At 48.9% G+C, this 14,810-nt stretch carries 13 protein-coding genes; 10 read left to right on the top strand and 3 right to left on the bottom strand.

Annotated features, from left to right (window positions below; genetic code table 11):
* The first annotated feature begins 83 nt into the window (after window positions 1–83).
* The 3 genes from ACPXV9_RS08330 (at window position 84) to ACPXV9_RS08340 (ending at window position 3,910) form a co-directional block, all read left to right on the top strand.
* Complete coding sequence (locus ACPXV9_RS08330; RefSeq protein WP_423895989.1) at window positions 84–356, top strand: HU family DNA-binding protein; 273 nt, start codon at window positions 84–86, stop codon at window positions 354–356.
* 125 nt (window positions 357–481) lie between these two features.
* Window positions 482–2,359, top strand: coding sequence for a SurA N-terminal domain-containing protein (locus ACPXV9_RS08335; protein ID WP_423895990.1), 1,878 nt, complete (start codon window positions 482–484; stop codon window positions 2,357–2,359).
* 123 nt (window positions 2,360–2,482) lie between these two features.
* A complete protein-coding gene (locus ACPXV9_RS08340) occupies window positions 2,483–3,910 on the top strand; it encodes an HDOD domain-containing protein (protein ID WP_423895991.1) in 1,428 nt (475 codons plus the stop codon).
* 12 nt (window positions 3,911–3,922) lie between these two features.
* On the opposite strand, the gene ACPXV9_RS08345 is transcribed toward ACPXV9_RS08340, so the two are convergent.
* Entirely contained in the window at window positions 3,923–5,524 is a 1,602-nt protein-coding gene (locus ACPXV9_RS08345) for a LysM peptidoglycan-binding domain-containing protein (RefSeq protein ID WP_423895992.1), read from the bottom strand.
* A 113-nt stretch (window positions 5,525–5,637) separates the two neighbouring features.
* Complete coding sequence (gloB, locus tag ACPXV9_RS08350; RefSeq protein ID WP_423895993.1) at window positions 5,638–6,408, bottom strand: hydroxyacylglutathione hydrolase; 771 nt, start codon at window positions 6,406–6,408, stop codon at window positions 5,638–5,640.
* 67 nt (window positions 6,409–6,475) lie between these two features.
* Here gloB and ACPXV9_RS08355 point away from each other — a divergent pair, with 67 nt between their 5' ends.
* From ACPXV9_RS08355 to dnaQ, 3 genes are read left to right on the top strand one after another with little or no spacing between them, the layout of a single operon-like run.
* Entirely contained in the window at window positions 6,476–7,360 is an 885-nt protein-coding gene (locus tag ACPXV9_RS08355) for a class I SAM-dependent methyltransferase (RefSeq protein WP_423895994.1), read from the top strand.
* Window positions 7,357–7,788: a ribonuclease HI gene (rnhA, locus tag ACPXV9_RS08360; protein ID WP_423895995.1), complete on the top strand. Its 432-nt coding sequence runs from the start codon at window positions 7,357–7,359 to the stop codon at window positions 7,786–7,788. Before ACPXV9_RS08355 ends, rnhA begins: the two co-directional genes overlap by 4 nt.
* A gap of 10 nt (window positions 7,789–7,798) precedes the next feature.
* Entirely contained in the window at window positions 7,799–8,524 is a 726-nt protein-coding gene (gene dnaQ / locus ACPXV9_RS08365) for a DNA polymerase III subunit epsilon (RefSeq protein WP_423895996.1), read from the top strand.
* A 124-nt stretch (window positions 8,525–8,648) separates the two neighbouring features.
* Here the strand turns inward: dnaQ and nhaB are convergent, their stop codons facing one another.
* Window positions 8,649–10,151 (bottom strand): sodium/proton antiporter NhaB, encoded by a 1,503-nt coding sequence (gene nhaB / locus ACPXV9_RS08370; protein WP_423895997.1) that lies wholly within the window; start codon window positions 10,149–10,151, stop codon window positions 8,649–8,651.
* Between the two features lie 351 nt (window positions 10,152–10,502).
* Between nhaB and ACPXV9_RS08375 the strand changes: the two genes are divergently transcribed.
* The 4 genes from ACPXV9_RS08375 to sohB all read left to right on the top strand — a co-directional run bounded on the left by ACPXV9_RS08375 (window position 10,503) and on the right by sohB (window position 14,803).
* On the top strand, window positions 10,503–12,224 hold the full coding sequence (locus ACPXV9_RS08375; RefSeq protein ID WP_423895998.1) for a pilus assembly protein: 1,722 nt from the start codon (window positions 10,503–10,505) through the stop codon (window positions 12,222–12,224).
* Complete coding sequence (gene nudC / locus ACPXV9_RS08380; RefSeq protein ID WP_423895999.1) at window positions 12,221–13,054, top strand: NAD(+) diphosphatase; 834 nt, start codon at window positions 12,221–12,223, stop codon at window positions 13,052–13,054. Before ACPXV9_RS08375 ends, nudC begins: the two co-directional genes overlap by 4 nt.
* Before the next feature lie 156 nt (window positions 13,055–13,210).
* The gene (locus ACPXV9_RS08385; RefSeq protein ID WP_423896000.1) at window positions 13,211–13,738 is read left to right on the top strand and encodes a cation/multidrug efflux pump; all 528 of its coding nucleotides are present in this window, start codon (window positions 13,211–13,213) and stop codon (window positions 13,736–13,738) included.
* Between the two features lie 24 nt (window positions 13,739–13,762).
* On the top strand, window positions 13,763–14,803 hold the full coding sequence (gene sohB, locus ACPXV9_RS08390) for a protease SohB (RefSeq protein WP_423896001.1): 1,041 nt from the start codon (window positions 13,763–13,765) through the stop codon (window positions 14,801–14,803).
* Window positions 14,804–14,810 lie beyond the last annotated feature (7 nt).

The following is a 14,810-nucleotide window of genomic DNA, read 5'->3' on the forward strand; positions in this document are numbered from 1 at the left end:
AATTGGGGATTAGATCCTGCTGAACAGATATCTCCCAAAAGTTTCTAAAATTTAGACAAACCGAATAATAAAAGGGGTTTCGTGTGAACAAATCTGAGCTGATTGAAGCCGTTGCAGCTTCTGCTGACATTCCTAAAGCTGCTGCTGGTCGTGCTGTTGACGCCGTTGTAGAAGCAATTACTGGTGCCTTGAAAGAAGGTGATCAAGTTGCTCTGGTTGGCTTCGGTACTTTCTCTGTAAAAGAGCGTGCAGCCCGTACTGGTCGCAATCCACAGACTGGTCAGTCAATTGAAATTGCAGCTGCTAACATTCCTAGCTTCAAAGCTGGTAAAGCACTGAAAGACGCGGTTAACTAAGTTAACCCTGTCAAATTTGTTCAAGCTTGCATGGTTGATTTCATTCAAGCTTGAATTATAAAAAGGCGCATCAGTGATGCGCTTTTTTTATAGGTACTAAATGCAGTTTTTTTCTTGAGGTCCGTATGCTTCAAACGTTTAGAGATAATCTAAAGGGAACCTTGGCCGTTATCGTTGTTGGTCTGATGATTATTCCCTTTGCCTTGTTTGGTGTCGATTCTTTGTTTCTGCAAGATAACACCGTGGGTAAAGCTGCAGAGGTAGATGGTAACCCCATTTACGAAGTTGATTTGTCCAGAGCGGTTCGCAATCAGAAACAACAATTGTTGCAGCAATACGGTGAACAGGCACCAGTAGAATTACTGAGTGATGAAAATCTTCGCCCACCGGTTCTTGAGCGTTTGGTTCAACGTGAAATTATCGAAACATCAGCAGAGCGGGGCGGCATGATTGTGGCCGACAGCCAGCTCGATCAGCTAATCGTATTATCCCCGCAGTTCCAACAAGCGGGTAAATTTGATCCGGAATTATACAAACAGTTGCTGCGTTCCAGTGGTTTTACTCCCACCACATATAAGCAGTTATTGGCTCAGGATATCTTAGTCAGGCAACATATTTCTGGTATTACTGATACTGCATTTATGACGAGTCAGGATATCGAAGATCTCATTGCCCTGTCGCAGCAGACCAGAAGCTTCAATTACCTGACCTTATCTCAGGCTGCAATCAGTGATGAAATTGAAGTTACTGATGCTGATATCAAAGATTATTTTGAAAGTAATCAGGCTCGATTTATGAGCAAAGAGATGATTGCTATTGAATACATTGAGCTGAGTTTGGATGAACTGGCCGATGGCGTTGACGTGGCTGAAGCCGATATTGCCGCACAATACCAGGAAAATCTTAAATCTTTCACTGGCAGTGCGCTGCGTCAGGCGGCCCATATTCTGATTGAAGACAAAGAGGACGATTCTCACCAGCAAACGGTGGCAGAAGTCACAGAGAAATTAGCAGAAGGGGTCAGCTTTGAAACTCTGGTCTCTGAGTATTCTGATGACTTAGGGTCTCGTGAAATGGGCGGTGATCTGGGTGTAACCGATGGCTCAACCTTCCCGGAGTCATTTGAAGCTGCTCTTGCTGCGCTGGAATTGGAAGAAGTGTCTGGGCCTATCCAAACAGAGGCGGGGACTCATTTTATCAAACTGCTTTCCATTCAACAGGCTGAAGCCCCATCACTGGAAGAAAGTTACGATGCTATCCGTGCAGAAATTGCTCTGGCAGAAGCTGAAAGTGTTTTTGTCGAACTTTTAGATGCTCTCCCGGATGCTACTTACAACGCCGAAGATTTGTCTGCAGCGTCTGATGAATTGGGCCTTGAAGTGAAAACTTCCGGCTTATTCGGCAGGGTAGGTGGTGAGGGTATTACTTCCAATAATCAGGTTCTGGCGATGGCTTTCAGTGATGAAATTCTCCAGGATCGCCAGATCACCGATTTAATCGAACTCGGTGATGACCACGTGGTTGTTCTGCGAGTTTCTGAACATAAGCCTTCCGCGGTTAAACCCTTTGAGGATGTGGCGGCCGAAGTGAAACAGATTCTGGTCAGCCAAAGGGCCAGCGCCGAGCTTGAACAGTTGTCTGCTGATATTGAGCAACAATTGCGTGATGGCTCAGACATCGAAACCATCGCCACACAGAATGATTTTCAATGGCAGGCTGCCATCGATGCCAATCGTGCCCAGCCAGGTTATCCCGGTGAATTACTTGGGTATGTATTTGCCATGAGCAAACCTCAACAGCAATCCAGTGTTGGTTCAGTACAGCTCAATGATGGTGACTGGGCTGTGATTATGTTGAATGGTGTTAAAAAAGGAGAATTGCCCGAGTTGGATGAACAGCAACAACTTGGATTGCAGCAATCAGTCAATCAGCAACAGGGAGCAACGGAGTTGAGCCTGTTTGAAACTGAGAAGCGTTCCGCTGCAGAGGTCACTGTCTATTAATCGTGTTCGGTTAAGGCTGTTCGTGACAGCCTTAGTCATCGATTATCTGCTCTTAAAAGCCGTACGACCAGTTGGTCGTGCGGCTTTTTTGTCTACACTGTTGTTATTACTCAGGGGCTTTTTATGACGATCAAGGGTCGAGACGCTTGGGTTGAGCAATTATCCAAGCGTGATATGCCAGTATTGGCTGGTATTGTTAAAGAATTAAATGATCTTACCGGTAATGATGAAGCCGATGTAAATCAGTTGGCAGAAGTGATTTTAAAAGACGCCAATCTGACTTCACAGGTGCTGCGCATCGCCAACAGTGTGCACTACAACCCTTCAAATTATCCAATTAACACCGTTAGCCGGGCTATTGTACTGATTGGCTTTAACGGCGTCAGAGCGATTTGTATCAGCGTCATGGTGATTGATTCGCTGTTGGGTAAGGAGCCACGAGAGCGGCTGCTGGAGCAAATGGCATGCGCTTTTCATGCAGCGGTTCAGGCAAGACATCTCGTGCGCCGAACAGACGCAGAAGTTCAGGAAGAAGTTTTTATTGCGGCCTTACTTTATAACCTTGGAGAAATGGCCTTTTGGTCCTGTGGTAAAGGCGCTGTTGAAGAGTTGGAGCAGCAGTTGGCTCAGGGTACCCCTGTAAGAGAAGCCACAGACGCTGTGCTGGGATGCAGTTTTAAATCCATTTCCCGGTCACTTGCAGAAAACTGGAATCTGGGCGATACGCTGATCCAGTCATTGTACCCACCCAGTAAACCGTCTCCTAAAGTGGCGGCTGTCATTTTAGCGCAACAGCTGAGCCAGGCAGCCATCAATGGCTGGGAATCTCCCGATGCCATGGAGGCTACCAAACGTATTTCACGTTTCAGCGGATTGAGTTTGGCGGACACAAAAAAATCGATACTTGACGCTGCCGACGAGGCCTCCAGTGTCGCTTTGACTTATGGTGCGGCCCGGGTCTGCCATTTGATCCCCGGTCGTAAGGTATCGGACGGGGTTGAATTCAGCGATGAGGGTTTTCAGCCCATGCAGGCCGACCCGCAATTACAGCTGAATATCCTGCGGGAACTGTCCAATGCCCTGATGGAAAACCTCGATGTGAATGCCATTTTTCAAATGGTTCTGGAAGGACTGCATCGAGGCGTCGGGCTGGAAAGAGTCGCTTTATGCTTTATTCACAATGACAGGATTCAGGCCAAGTTTGTTTTGGGTGAAGGTACTGAGAGTTGGCGTAAAGAGTTCGATTTTTCTGTTTCACGGCTGGATGAAAATCTGTTTACACGAGCCATGCGCACCAAGGGTCCACTGTGGATTAACATGCAATCTGCTGATGCTCCCAAGCACCTGTTTTCCCCTGAAATAAAAGCGGTCATGGGTGGGGAGTTTTCTGGCCTGATCTCCGGGATATTTATTGGCAGTCGATGTATTGCAATGTTTTATGCCGACCGCTGGAAGTTGGAATCACAAATCAGTGAGGAGCAATTTCAAAGCTTTCGTCATTTTATGCTGCAGACCCAGATGAGCCTGCAGATGTTGGCCAGTAGTCGCTAGTGATGTGGCGGGCTAATTGATACGGGTCACATCCACGAACAGGGTGAGAGACTGCCCTGGGTGAATATAGTTCTTGGTATCCACCGGGTTCCAGCGGGCAATATCCGTTACCGATAAATTGAATTTGCCCGCGATTCTTGCCAGAGAGTCGCCGTTACGAACGCGGTAGGATACTTTGCGAATGATGCCTTTTGGGGACGGAACCGTGCTCGCCAGTTGCTTGTTGTTGGTCCAAATAACCAACTTCTGATTTTCTCTCAAGGTATCCTTGGGTGCCATGCTGTTCCACTTGGCTAATGCACGCACGCTGACGTTGTATTTTCTGGCTATGTTCCAGAGGCTGTCACCGGGGCGCACCCGATATTCAATTTTATGATTTCCCGCGCGGCCCTGGTATCTGTCAGCCTGTTTTTTCACTCTTTGTGACTGACTGTATGCGTAACTGTTCTGGCTTGCTGAGGCAACTGGAATCATCAGGGCTTTACCGGCGCGTATGGTGTTGCCTCGGAGATTATTAGTGTCTTTTAGAACCGATACCTGAGTGTTGAATTTTTTGGCGATGGAAATCAGCGAGTCTCCGTCTCTGATAATGTAGCGCTTCCAGCTCAGGCGTTGTTCCGGTGGTACACCATTGAGGTTACTACGGAAGGTCTCAGCCTTCTCAACTGGAACCAGTAAGCGATGAGGGCCATCCGGGGCGGTTGCCCAGCGATTAAAGCCGGGGTTGAGCTTGTAGAGATCATTAATGCTAATCTCTGCCAGTTGAGCGGCCTGAGCCAGGTCAATTTGTGAACCGGTATCAACCGCTTCGAAGTAGGGCTTATTAGCCACTGGGGTTAATTCGGCGCCGTGTTGCTCAGGGCTCATAACCACCTTTGACAGGGCGAGAAGCTGAGGTACGTAGGCTTTGGTTTCTTTAGGCAGACGCAAGGACCAGAAGTCGGTTGGCTTGCCTGCATTTTTATTGCGTCGTATCGCCTTTCTGACGTTACCTTCGCCGGCGTTGTAGGCAGCCAATGCCAAAAGCCAGTCGTTATCCAGACGACGGTGCAGGCTTGTCAGAAAGTCGAGAGCGGCATCCGTTGCAGCCATTACATCGCGGCGGCCGTCGTACCACCAGTTTTGTTCCAGACCAAAGTGCTTACCGGTGCTGGCGATGAACTGCCACATTCCTGAAGCGCTGCCATGGGAATAGGCAAATGGATCAAAGGCACTTTCAACAACGGGTAATAGAGCCAACTCCAGAGGCATATTGCGCTGTTCAGCCTGTTCCACGATATAGAAGAGGTATCTCTCGGACCGCTCAGTGACTCTTTTGATATAGGAAGGGTGCTTACGATACCAGCTGAGGTGTTTGTCGATGCGGGGGTGTTGCTGGTATTTCAGACCATAGCCCGCGCGAATTCTGTCCCACAAAAGATCATAATCGTCCGCGCGGAAGCTTTCGAGTTCGACGTGGGTGGTACGGCAGAGTTTGTCAATTTCGGCTTGTGACAGCAGCTTCTCAATGTCATTGGCCTGTTTGTGACCGACTTTGGAGGTATGGTTTGTTTGAACGCAGCCGACGAGGCTGAAAACTGCCAGTATTGAGAACAGAAAAGTAATGCGTGTCATAGTGACGACAGGAACCCCAAGTGTTTCCGGGGAATTCTACGGAGCCAGCCTCCGAGGGTCAAACCATAAGCTGGGGCATGGCGCCAATCACATCAAAAAGTGCGATGCTGGTCTCAAAAACTGTCCTTCCAGCCGCGAATGCTGGCAAAAACCTGATCAATATTAAGATTGCTATTACCTTCCCTGTTGTACGACTGCTCGACAACAGCAGGTTGATCAGATCTTAGAAACGGATTGGTGGCCAGCTCATCAGCCAGTGTGCTTGGTACGCTGGGACAATCCTGTTCACGTAACTCATTTACGTGTTCAATCTTTTTACGAATGGCCAGATTGTCAGGCTCTACTGCAAGCGCAAACTGCAGGTTCGCTTGAGTATATTCGTGGGCACAGTAGATTTTTGTATCCGTAGGAAGTTTGGCCAATTTCTCCAGGGAGTGGCGCATCTGTGCTGCCGAGCCTTCAAATAAGCGGCCGCAACCGGCTACAAACAGAGTGTCACCACAAAACAGGGTTTTACTTTCTGCGCTATAAAAAGCGATGTGGTCCATTGTGTGCCCCGGCACGTCAATAATCTGAAACTCCAAATCTTGGTCGAGATGAAGTTTTTGACCTTCCTCGAATTTGTGTGTCAGACAGGTTACTTCACTGGCTTGTCCGCCATACACCGGTATGTTTCGGTCTTCACACAGGGCTTCAATCCCCCCGGTATGATCGAAGTGGTGATGAGTGACCAGAATCCCAGCCAATACCAGATTATGTTGCTGCAGTGCCTGTTCGACAACGGCTGCATCTCCGGGATCTACAACGTAGGCTTGGTTTGAGTTTTCTGCGTGAAATAGCCAGATATAGTTGTCATTAAAAGCGGGAAGAGTAATTATCTTCATAGGTGTAACCTGTCTGGTCGGCATAACGATGATTATGCCTGAATATTCACGAGCCTTGGAGTAGGTTGTGGCTGACAATCGTTTTATTAACAAATGTTTGGACTGGCTGCTTCTCAGGAATCGCCCGGGGGAACCTGAGCCGGTTCAGACGGCATTGGAATGCTGGTCAAGGAAGCCTTTGGCCAATGCCTTCTTTGGTCAACAACAGGAACAGCTGGATCAGGTCCTGTCTACCTTATTTGGTTATCATTTGCTGGAATTGTCCGCCTTTGCTCAATCTGATCTGAGTCGCTCGAGCCGAATTAATCAGCGTTTCTGCGTGACACAAGCCGGCACCAATGACGCATCTGTGATCACACGGTTTGAACAGTTACCTTTCGCCAGTGAAAGCATTGATGTGGCCATATTGCATCACGCACTGGATTATTCCCAGCACCCGCATCAGCTGTTGCGCGAAGCCAGTCGGGTATTGATCCCAAGAGGCCATCTGGTGGTAGTGGGCTTTAATCCCTACAGTTTGATGGGTTTATTCGGTTTCTTTTCGCGTCTGTTCAGTCGCGATTGGTTCTGGCGCAGGAATACCTTACCTCGTGGCAGGGTAAAGGACTGGCTGCATCTGCTTGAGCTCGAAACCGTAGAGTACCATCAGGGCTTTTTCAGTGCGCCGGTGCAGAGCCAGAAGGTATTGGATAAATCCGGTTTTTGGGAGGGGCTGTGTCGCCGCAGTCGTCTTCCTGTAGGTGGATATTACATACTGGTTGCACGCAAAGAGCGGTTGACTATGACGCCGATCAAAACCCGTTGGGAAGGTTTCAGGCCGGTTTCCGGGTTGGCAGTTGGTAAACCTTCTGTTGGTTTGGTCGAACCATCTGGTAAAGTAGCGCCCCCAAGTTCGCTGGCAACGCATTCCGGTGATAGGCCAGTGGCAAGTAACAAAAGGAAAACTCGTTGAAAACCGTTGAGATCTTCACCGATGGCGCCTGTAAAGGTAACCCGGGGCCAGGAGGTTGGGGCGCACTGCTGCGTTATGGCGATGTTGAAAAGCAGCTGTGTGGTGGCGAGGCCGAAACCACCAATAACCGAATGGAGCTTTTGGCTGCCATTGAGGCGCTGGCCGCTCTGAAGCAACCCTGTCGGGTAGTTTTGACTACCGACTCTCAATACGTCAGGCAGGGCATTACCCAGTGGCTGGTCAACTGGAAGCGAAATGGTTGGAAGACTTCAGCCAAGAAACCGGTAAAAAATGCGGATCTTTGGCAACGTTTGGATCAAGAAAGTGCTCGGCACCAGATTGACTGGCGTTGGGTGAAGGGGCATTCCGGTCACAGAGAGAACGAGATTGCCGATACGTTGGCCAATCAAGGCATTGAAAAGATTTAAGTAGAGATTTATGCGACAGATTGTACTCGATACAGAAACCACAGGTCTGGAGCCTTCGCAGGGGCACCGTATCATTGAAATCGGTTGTGTAGAACTGGTTAATCGCAAACTGACCGGTCGTCACTATCATCAGTATATTCAGCCACAACGTGAAGTGGATGAAGGTGCCATTGCGGTTCACGGTATCAGTAATGAGTTTTTGGCCGACAAACCTGTTTTTAGCCAAATTGCCCGGGAATTCCTGGATTTTGTCAACGGCGCCGAGTTGGTCATCCACAATGCTCCCTTTGATGTTGGATTTATCAATCATGAATTCAACCTGTTGGGGGCTTCGGACTTTCAACCCATAGAGAACTACTGTGGTGTTGTTGATACTCTGGTTATGGCCCGGCAAAAAAGGCCTGGCCAGAAAAATAATCTGGATGCCTTGTGTAAACACTACGGGGTAGATAACTCCCAGCGTGATTTGCACGGGGCATTGCTCGATGCCGAGATTCTCGCCGACGTTTACCTGTATATGACTGGCGGTCAGCGCAATTTGTTGCTGGCAGGTGATAGTGATGATGAGAGTGAGGCCGATGCCGGTTCTGCTGGAGGGCTTGTTCAGCGGTTGAATGTTAGCAGACCCGCGTTAAAGGTCGTTACAGCGACTGCCGAAGAAGTTGAACTGCACAACAACAAACTGGCATCACTGGATAAGGCATCTGGTGGCAGTTGTCTCTGGTCAGCTGACTAGATAAATCGCTGTAAAATCAGGTTAAAGAAGAGCCGCTTAGGCTTTACTGCAGCCGCAGCAAAGCAGAGTGTGAGACTAAAAAAGCCCCGGAGTTCGGGGCTTTTTTGTTTCTAAGCAGTTGGTATCAGAGTGTCGTGCTTACAAAGTAGACGCCCACAGCGCTTAAAACGATGGTGTAGGGCAGTGCCATAACCACCATAGTGCCATATGAGAGGCGAATCAGTGGGGCCAGTGCGGAGGTCAGCAGGAACAGAAAAGCAGCCTGACCGTTAGGGGTTGCCACACTTGGCAGGTTGGTGCCTGTGTTGATTGCGATGGCCAGCTTTTCAAAGTGATCGCGAGTGATGTCACCCGCATCCAGAGCGGCTTTCACCTCATTGATGTACACGGTTGCGACAAATACGTTGTCACTGATCATGGACAATACGCCATTGGCAACAAAGAACATGGCGGGCTGAATGCTTTCTTCCATTGCCAATACAGCCACGATGATCGGATTGAACAGATGTTGATCGTGGATTACTGCAACGATTGCAAAAAAGACTACCAGCAATGCCGTGAACGGCAGGGCCTCCTCGAAGGCATGACCAATCTGATGCTCCTCGACAACGCCATTAAAGGCGGTCTGGATAACGATGATCATCAGGCCAACAAGGCCAACCGGTGCCACATGGAAGGCCAGGGAAAATACCAGTAAAACCGCGGTGAGTGCCTGAACGGCCAATTGCATGGTTTCACGCTTGGTGCGCTTCTGATCCTGTTTTTCGGCAAACTGAACCAGAACCTTGCGAACAGACTCAGGTAATTCAGCTCCGTAACCAAACCATTTGAATTTTTCCAGTGCCAGGCAGGTGACCAGTCCTGCCACCAGTACGGGCATGGTAATAGGGGCCATACGCATAAAGAATTCAATAAAGTCCCAGCCCGCTTTTTCAGCGATCAACAGGTTCTGTGGTTCACCAACCAGAGTACAAACACCCCCCAGTGCTGTACCCACGGCGCCGTGCATCACCAGACTGCGCAGAAATTTACGAAAGCCATCGAGATCTTCGCGGTGGTATTCGATAACTTCCGAGTCGTTGCCGTGATCGTGATCATGGTGCTGTTTTTTACCAGAGGCGACCTTGTGGTAAACGGTATAGAAACCAACAAACACGCTAATCAGTACAGCCGTTACGGTTAAAGCATCCAGGAAGGCGGACAAAACAGCCGAAACCAAACAGAACAGCAGTGACAACATGGACTTTGAACGTATACCAATCAGAATCTTGGTAAAGACATACAAAAGCAGGTTTTTCATGAAGAAGATGCCGGCTACCATAAAGACCAGTAACAGAATTACTTCAATATTGGCTTCCACTTCATGAAAAACAGACTCGGAAGAGGTCATTCCAAGAATAACAGCCTCAATGGCCAGCAGGCCGCCAGGTTGTAAAGGGTAGCATTTCAGTGCCATTGCCAGAGTGAAAATAAACTCTGCGATCAATACCCAGCCGGTTACAAATGGACCGACGGTGTAAAGCAGGATGGGATTGATGACCAAAAAAGCCAGAATGGCCTTTTTATACCAGCCGGGAGCTGGCCCAAGAAAGTTCTTGGTAAAGGCGCTGCCATAAGACTGATCCATAGTGATTCCTTTAGTTTTTGCATCATCGGGCTTGCGTGCTGAAAGGATAGATATGGTCGTACCTGTCTGCCTTTAGCCCAAAAGACCGATGTGTATTATTGGCGCGGTTTTCAAAGCAGGGCGAAAGCTACTCTGATTTCAAAAAAATTCAACCTTTTCAATGAGATCAAAGTGCTTTTTGAGAATATTTTTGAGAGTATAGACAAAAAATGAGTCGGGGAAGCTATAGTAGTTCTGAAGGGCTACAGCTCAAGCATTCCGATAGCAGAATTGATGGAACCAACCGGTAATACCAGCCTTGGTTTTTGGGGATGAGTAAAGCCGACAGACAACAATGATAAGGATAATTTTGTGGCACAGGGTGAATTGGTCAATTTGAATTCGCTGCAACTGGTCAGCGATGAATTGGTGATTACCATTGAGCAGGCTGCCGGCAAGCTCGAACAATTTGTCTTAAATCAGGGTGATGAAGAGGCTCTTGCGAGCTGTATCGCCGCGATAGAACAGATAACGGGTACTCTCAAACTGATACAGCTCCCCGGTGGCGAGGCCCTCGCTACTGAAATTCTGGAGGCAACCCGATCCATTCAAAAAACAGGCTCTCCCTCGGATAGTTTGCTCAATGTCATTACCGGAGCATTTTTCATACTGCCTCGCTACCTGGAATACGTTCAGCAAACCCGACGCGCTTTACCCGTGCTGTTGATCCCGTATATCAACAGCATTCGGGAAGAGCTGCAGCAACCACTGATGCCGGATTCTGCTTTTTTCTCGATTAACTCCGATTCGGCCAGGCGTCAGGCCAATTCCAATCAGGTAAGTGAACTGCCAGATAACTTTATTGATTTGGTTAAGCGGCTGCGCCATATGTATCAGGTCGGATTGTTGAATGTGCTTCAGGGCAAGCAGCCGAAAAATGCGTTGATGATCATGCAGCGTGCACTGCTGCGTATCGATGCTTTGTGTTGTGACAGGGAGTTCAGCTTGCTGACATGGGCCGGTTCTAATGCGCTGGCTGTTATGCAGCAGGACAGTATGGATGTCACCAAAAACCGCAAATTGCTGCTCAGCTCAATTGACCGCTCACTTAAGCAGTTGCAGGTGCGTGGCAGCGAAGCATTGGATCAAAAGCCTAACCCGGCATTATTGACGGGTCTGGTCTACATCATTGCATTGGCCAAGGAGCCAACTGATCACGCCCGAGAAGTGTTGCAAGCGTTTGGCACAGCGCCACTCGAGTACAGCGAAGATCTGCTGCGCAAAGAAAGTGAATCCATGAGAGGGCCAAGTGCCAATACTGTTTCTTCCATGGCGGCTGTCTTAAAAGATGAACTGCGCAGCACCAAAGAGATTCTCGAAAATGCCTCGCAAATGGGGCAGGACGGGATCGCCGATTACGATGAGTTGATCCAAACACTCACGAAAGTGGCGGATATTCTGTCCGTGGTGGGACTGGTGTCGGCCAGCAACACCCTCAAGGAAGAATTGGTCAAAATAGAACACTGGAAAGCCTCCAATGAGCCAACCGATGCCCGTGAATTGATCGAAGTGGCCGACGCACTTCTGTACGTAGAGAGCACTATTTCCGGCCTCGAAAAACTCAATCTATCGGATGAAGAGCTGAATATGGCCAACTCTCTGGCACGGCGTGAGGTTATTGCCTCAACCCAGCTGGCAGAGGCCGAGTTATTGGTTATCCAGGAGGCTGAGTCAGGCCTGGCGCTTATCAAGAGAGCATTGAGTTCCTATTCGGAATCAAACTATGACAGCGCTCATATCCAGAATGTTACCTCGACCCTGAATTCGGTTCGTGGCGGCCTGATTGTCCTGAATCTCAATCGCGCCGCTGCGGTTGTGGCCGGGTGTGTCGATTTTGTAGAGCAGACCCTGATTGATGGCAATCACGCCGTTGCCATGCAGCAGTTACTGGAAACCTTTGCCGATGCCATTATTGGACTGGAATATTATCTCGATAGTCTGAGAATGGATCTTGAAGCCGATGATTCCGTTCTCACTATTGCGGAGAACAGTCTTGAAGCCTTGGGGTATAAGGTTGAAGGGGCCGATCAATGACACTCTCAGGACCGTTTGTTCCGGGAGTTATTGCCGAGGCTAGCTCAGGCGGAAATACTGGTGATCGTCTCTACATCCCTATTTGTAAGGGGCAATTACTGGTGGCTGAAGATTATTTGTGGCAGCCAATCCATGCCGGCCAGTGGCGCTTTCTCAATCCACAACCGGATGCTCAGGTCCACTATCTGGGCGAGCTGGGACCAGCTTCCTGTTACGTGGTGGAAATCACTCATGAAGAAATCATTCCCGGTTATTTCTGGGATGGTTTAAGGGCATTGTTAAGTGGCCTGAGCCCCACCATGTATGAAATCGCTGCACGGGCGCTGCAGGTAGTAACCTGGGATCGAGATCACCGTTTTTGTGGTCGCTGTGGTGCAGAGACCCAGCCTCACAACAACGAACGGGCAAAAGTCTGTGGTTCCTGTCGACTTGAGTTCTATCCCAGATTGTCTCCCTGTGTCATCACCGTTGTCACGCGCGATGAATACTGCCTGCTGGCGCACAACCCTCAATTCCCGGCACGCTATTTCAGTGCTCTGGCCGGTTTTGTCGAGGCGGGTGAAACTCTGGAGGCGGCTTTGGCTCGTGAAGTTAAAGAAGAGGTCAATATTGATGTTGGCCCCATGAGTTACTTTGGCAGTCAGAGTTGGCCCTTTCCAAGTCAGTTGATGATTGGTTTTCACGCCGAATACCAATCCGGTGAAATTGAGGTTGATGGCCTAGAAATCGCCGAGGCCAACTGGTATCGATATGATGATCTGCCGCTTATTCCCCCCGAGGGTACCCTGTCCGGCCAGCTCATCAGGGGTTTTGTGAACCGTTTTCAGTAACCGCCCATTCAACGGAGTTTGAATCGTTCCATGCTGTATGACATTGCTGCCATTATTATTGTGATCTTGGGAGGAGTGGTTTGTCTTGTCGCCTCCAAACTCTTACTGCGGAAGGGCTGGTTTCTAGGGTGGCTACGGGGAACCTTCGGATTACTGTTGTTAATCGTGTCTGCCCTGTCACTACTGGTAGCCTGGGATGTCTATCGTTATAAAGAGATTGAGGATGGCAAATCCATAGCGACTATCAGTTTTGAACAGCTTGATGATCAGCATTTCCAGTCCACTGTGGTGAATCGACAGGGCGATGAAAGCGTTTATGAGCTAAAAGGGGATCAATGGCAGCTCGATGTGCGTATTTTCAAGTGGTCCCCGGCAATGGCCTCAATGGGCTTCAAACCTGGATATCGGCTCGACAGGCTCTCGGGACGCTATTATTCCTTTGAAAAAGAGCGTAACGCCGAGAGGACTGCTTATGCTCTTAACCCCAGCTATTTGGCCATTGATGTCTGGGCTTTATGTCAGCAGTTTAATCAGCATCTTAAATGGCTTGAAACCTTTTACGGTACCGCCGCTTTTGTCCCCATGAGCGATGGCGCCCTTTATGAGATTGTTTTGACACAATCCGGTCTCGAGGCTCGTCCGCTGAATGAACGGGCTCAAACTGCCGTCAGCCGTTGGCAGTAATCTTTAATTTGAATGGAGTAAGTTTTGGAGTTTTTGACTGAATATGGCCTGTTTCTGGCTAAATCCGTGACATTGGTAATTGCCATTCTGGTAGTAGTGGGCAGCATGGTGGCTCTTGGCCAGCGCCAGAAGTCTCAGCCAAAAGGCCATATTGACGTGGTTAAACTCAATGAACGCTTCGATGAGCAACGCGACATCATGCGTGAGGCGATTATCGACCCGGATGAATTAAAGAAACAGCTCAAGCAAGAGAAGAAACAGCAGAAAAAAGCACTTAAAGATAACGCTAACAAAGAAGCAGAAGCTAAACCCAGGACCTTTCTGATTGATTTTCATGGTGACATTAAGGCTTCTGCCGTTGACAGTCTGCGTGAGGAAATCAGCAGTCTGTTGACCATGGCTACTGAAAAGGACGAGGTGGTGGTTCGCTTGGAAAGTTCTGGCGGTATGGTTCACAGTTATGGTTTGGGCTCAAGCCAGTTGGATCGCATCAAGAAAAAGGGCATACCGCTGACGGTTTGTGTCGATAAAGTAGCGGCCAGTGGCGGCTATATGATGGCCTGTGTCGCGGACAAAATCCTGGCTGCGCCCTTTGCCATAATGGGGTCTATTGGCGTGGTGGCTCAGTTACCCAATTTTCATCGCCTGCTGAAGAAAAACGACATCGATTTCGAATTGCTGACGGCCGGTGAGCACAAGCGCACCTTGACCATGTTTGGCCAGAATACCGATAAAGGCCGGGAAAAGTTTCTCGAAGATCTGGAAGATACCCACGACCTGTTCAAACAGTTTGTCAAAGAGCATCGTCCGCAGCTGGATATTGATGCCGTCGCCAATGGTGATGTCTGGTTTGGCAGCAGGGCTTTAGACCAAAAGCTAGTTGATGAACTGGCCACAAGCGATGAATATCTGATGGATAAATCAGAACAGACCGATATCTATGAGATCAGCTACGTTCTGAAAAAGTCGTTGCCCGAGCGTTTTGGTATGGCGGCCGAATCGGCCGTAGACCGTTTTGTGTTGAATTGGCTGGAGCGTTTGCAAAGCTCGCGCTTTTTCTCCTGATGTATTT

The organism is Candidatus Pelagadaptatus aseana, from assembly GCF_040362265.1.
In the GTDB taxonomy this organism is placed as follows: Bacteria; Pseudomonadota; Gammaproteobacteria; order Pseudomonadales; family Cellvibrionaceae; genus Pelagadaptatus; species Pelagadaptatus aseana.

Coding starts and splice junctions, on each gene's coding strand:
- ACPXV9_RS08335 (WP_423895990.1), top strand. CDS start 482: ATGCTTCAAACGTTTAGAGATAATCTAAAGGGAACCTTGGCCGTTATC.
- ACPXV9_RS08340 (WP_423895991.1), top strand. CDS start 2,483: ATGACGATCAAGGGTCGAGACGCTTGGGTTGAGCAATTATCCAAGCGT.
- ACPXV9_RS08345 (WP_423895992.1), bottom strand. CDS start 5,524: ATGACACGCATTACTTTTCTGTTCTCAATACTGGCAGTTTTCAGCCTC.
- gloB (WP_423895993.1), bottom strand. CDS start 6,408: ATGAAGATAATTACTCTTCCCGCTTTTAATGACAACTATATCTGGCTA.
- dnaQ (WP_423895996.1), top strand. CDS start 7,799: ATGCGACAGATTGTACTCGATACAGAAACCACAGGTCTGGAGCCTTCG.
- nhaB (WP_423895997.1), bottom strand. CDS start 10,151: ATGGATCAGTCTTATGGCAGCGCCTTTACCAAGAACTTTCTTGGGCCA.
- nudC (WP_423895999.1), top strand. CDS start 12,221: ATGACACTCTCAGGACCGTTTGTTCCGGGAGTTATTGCCGAGGCTAGC.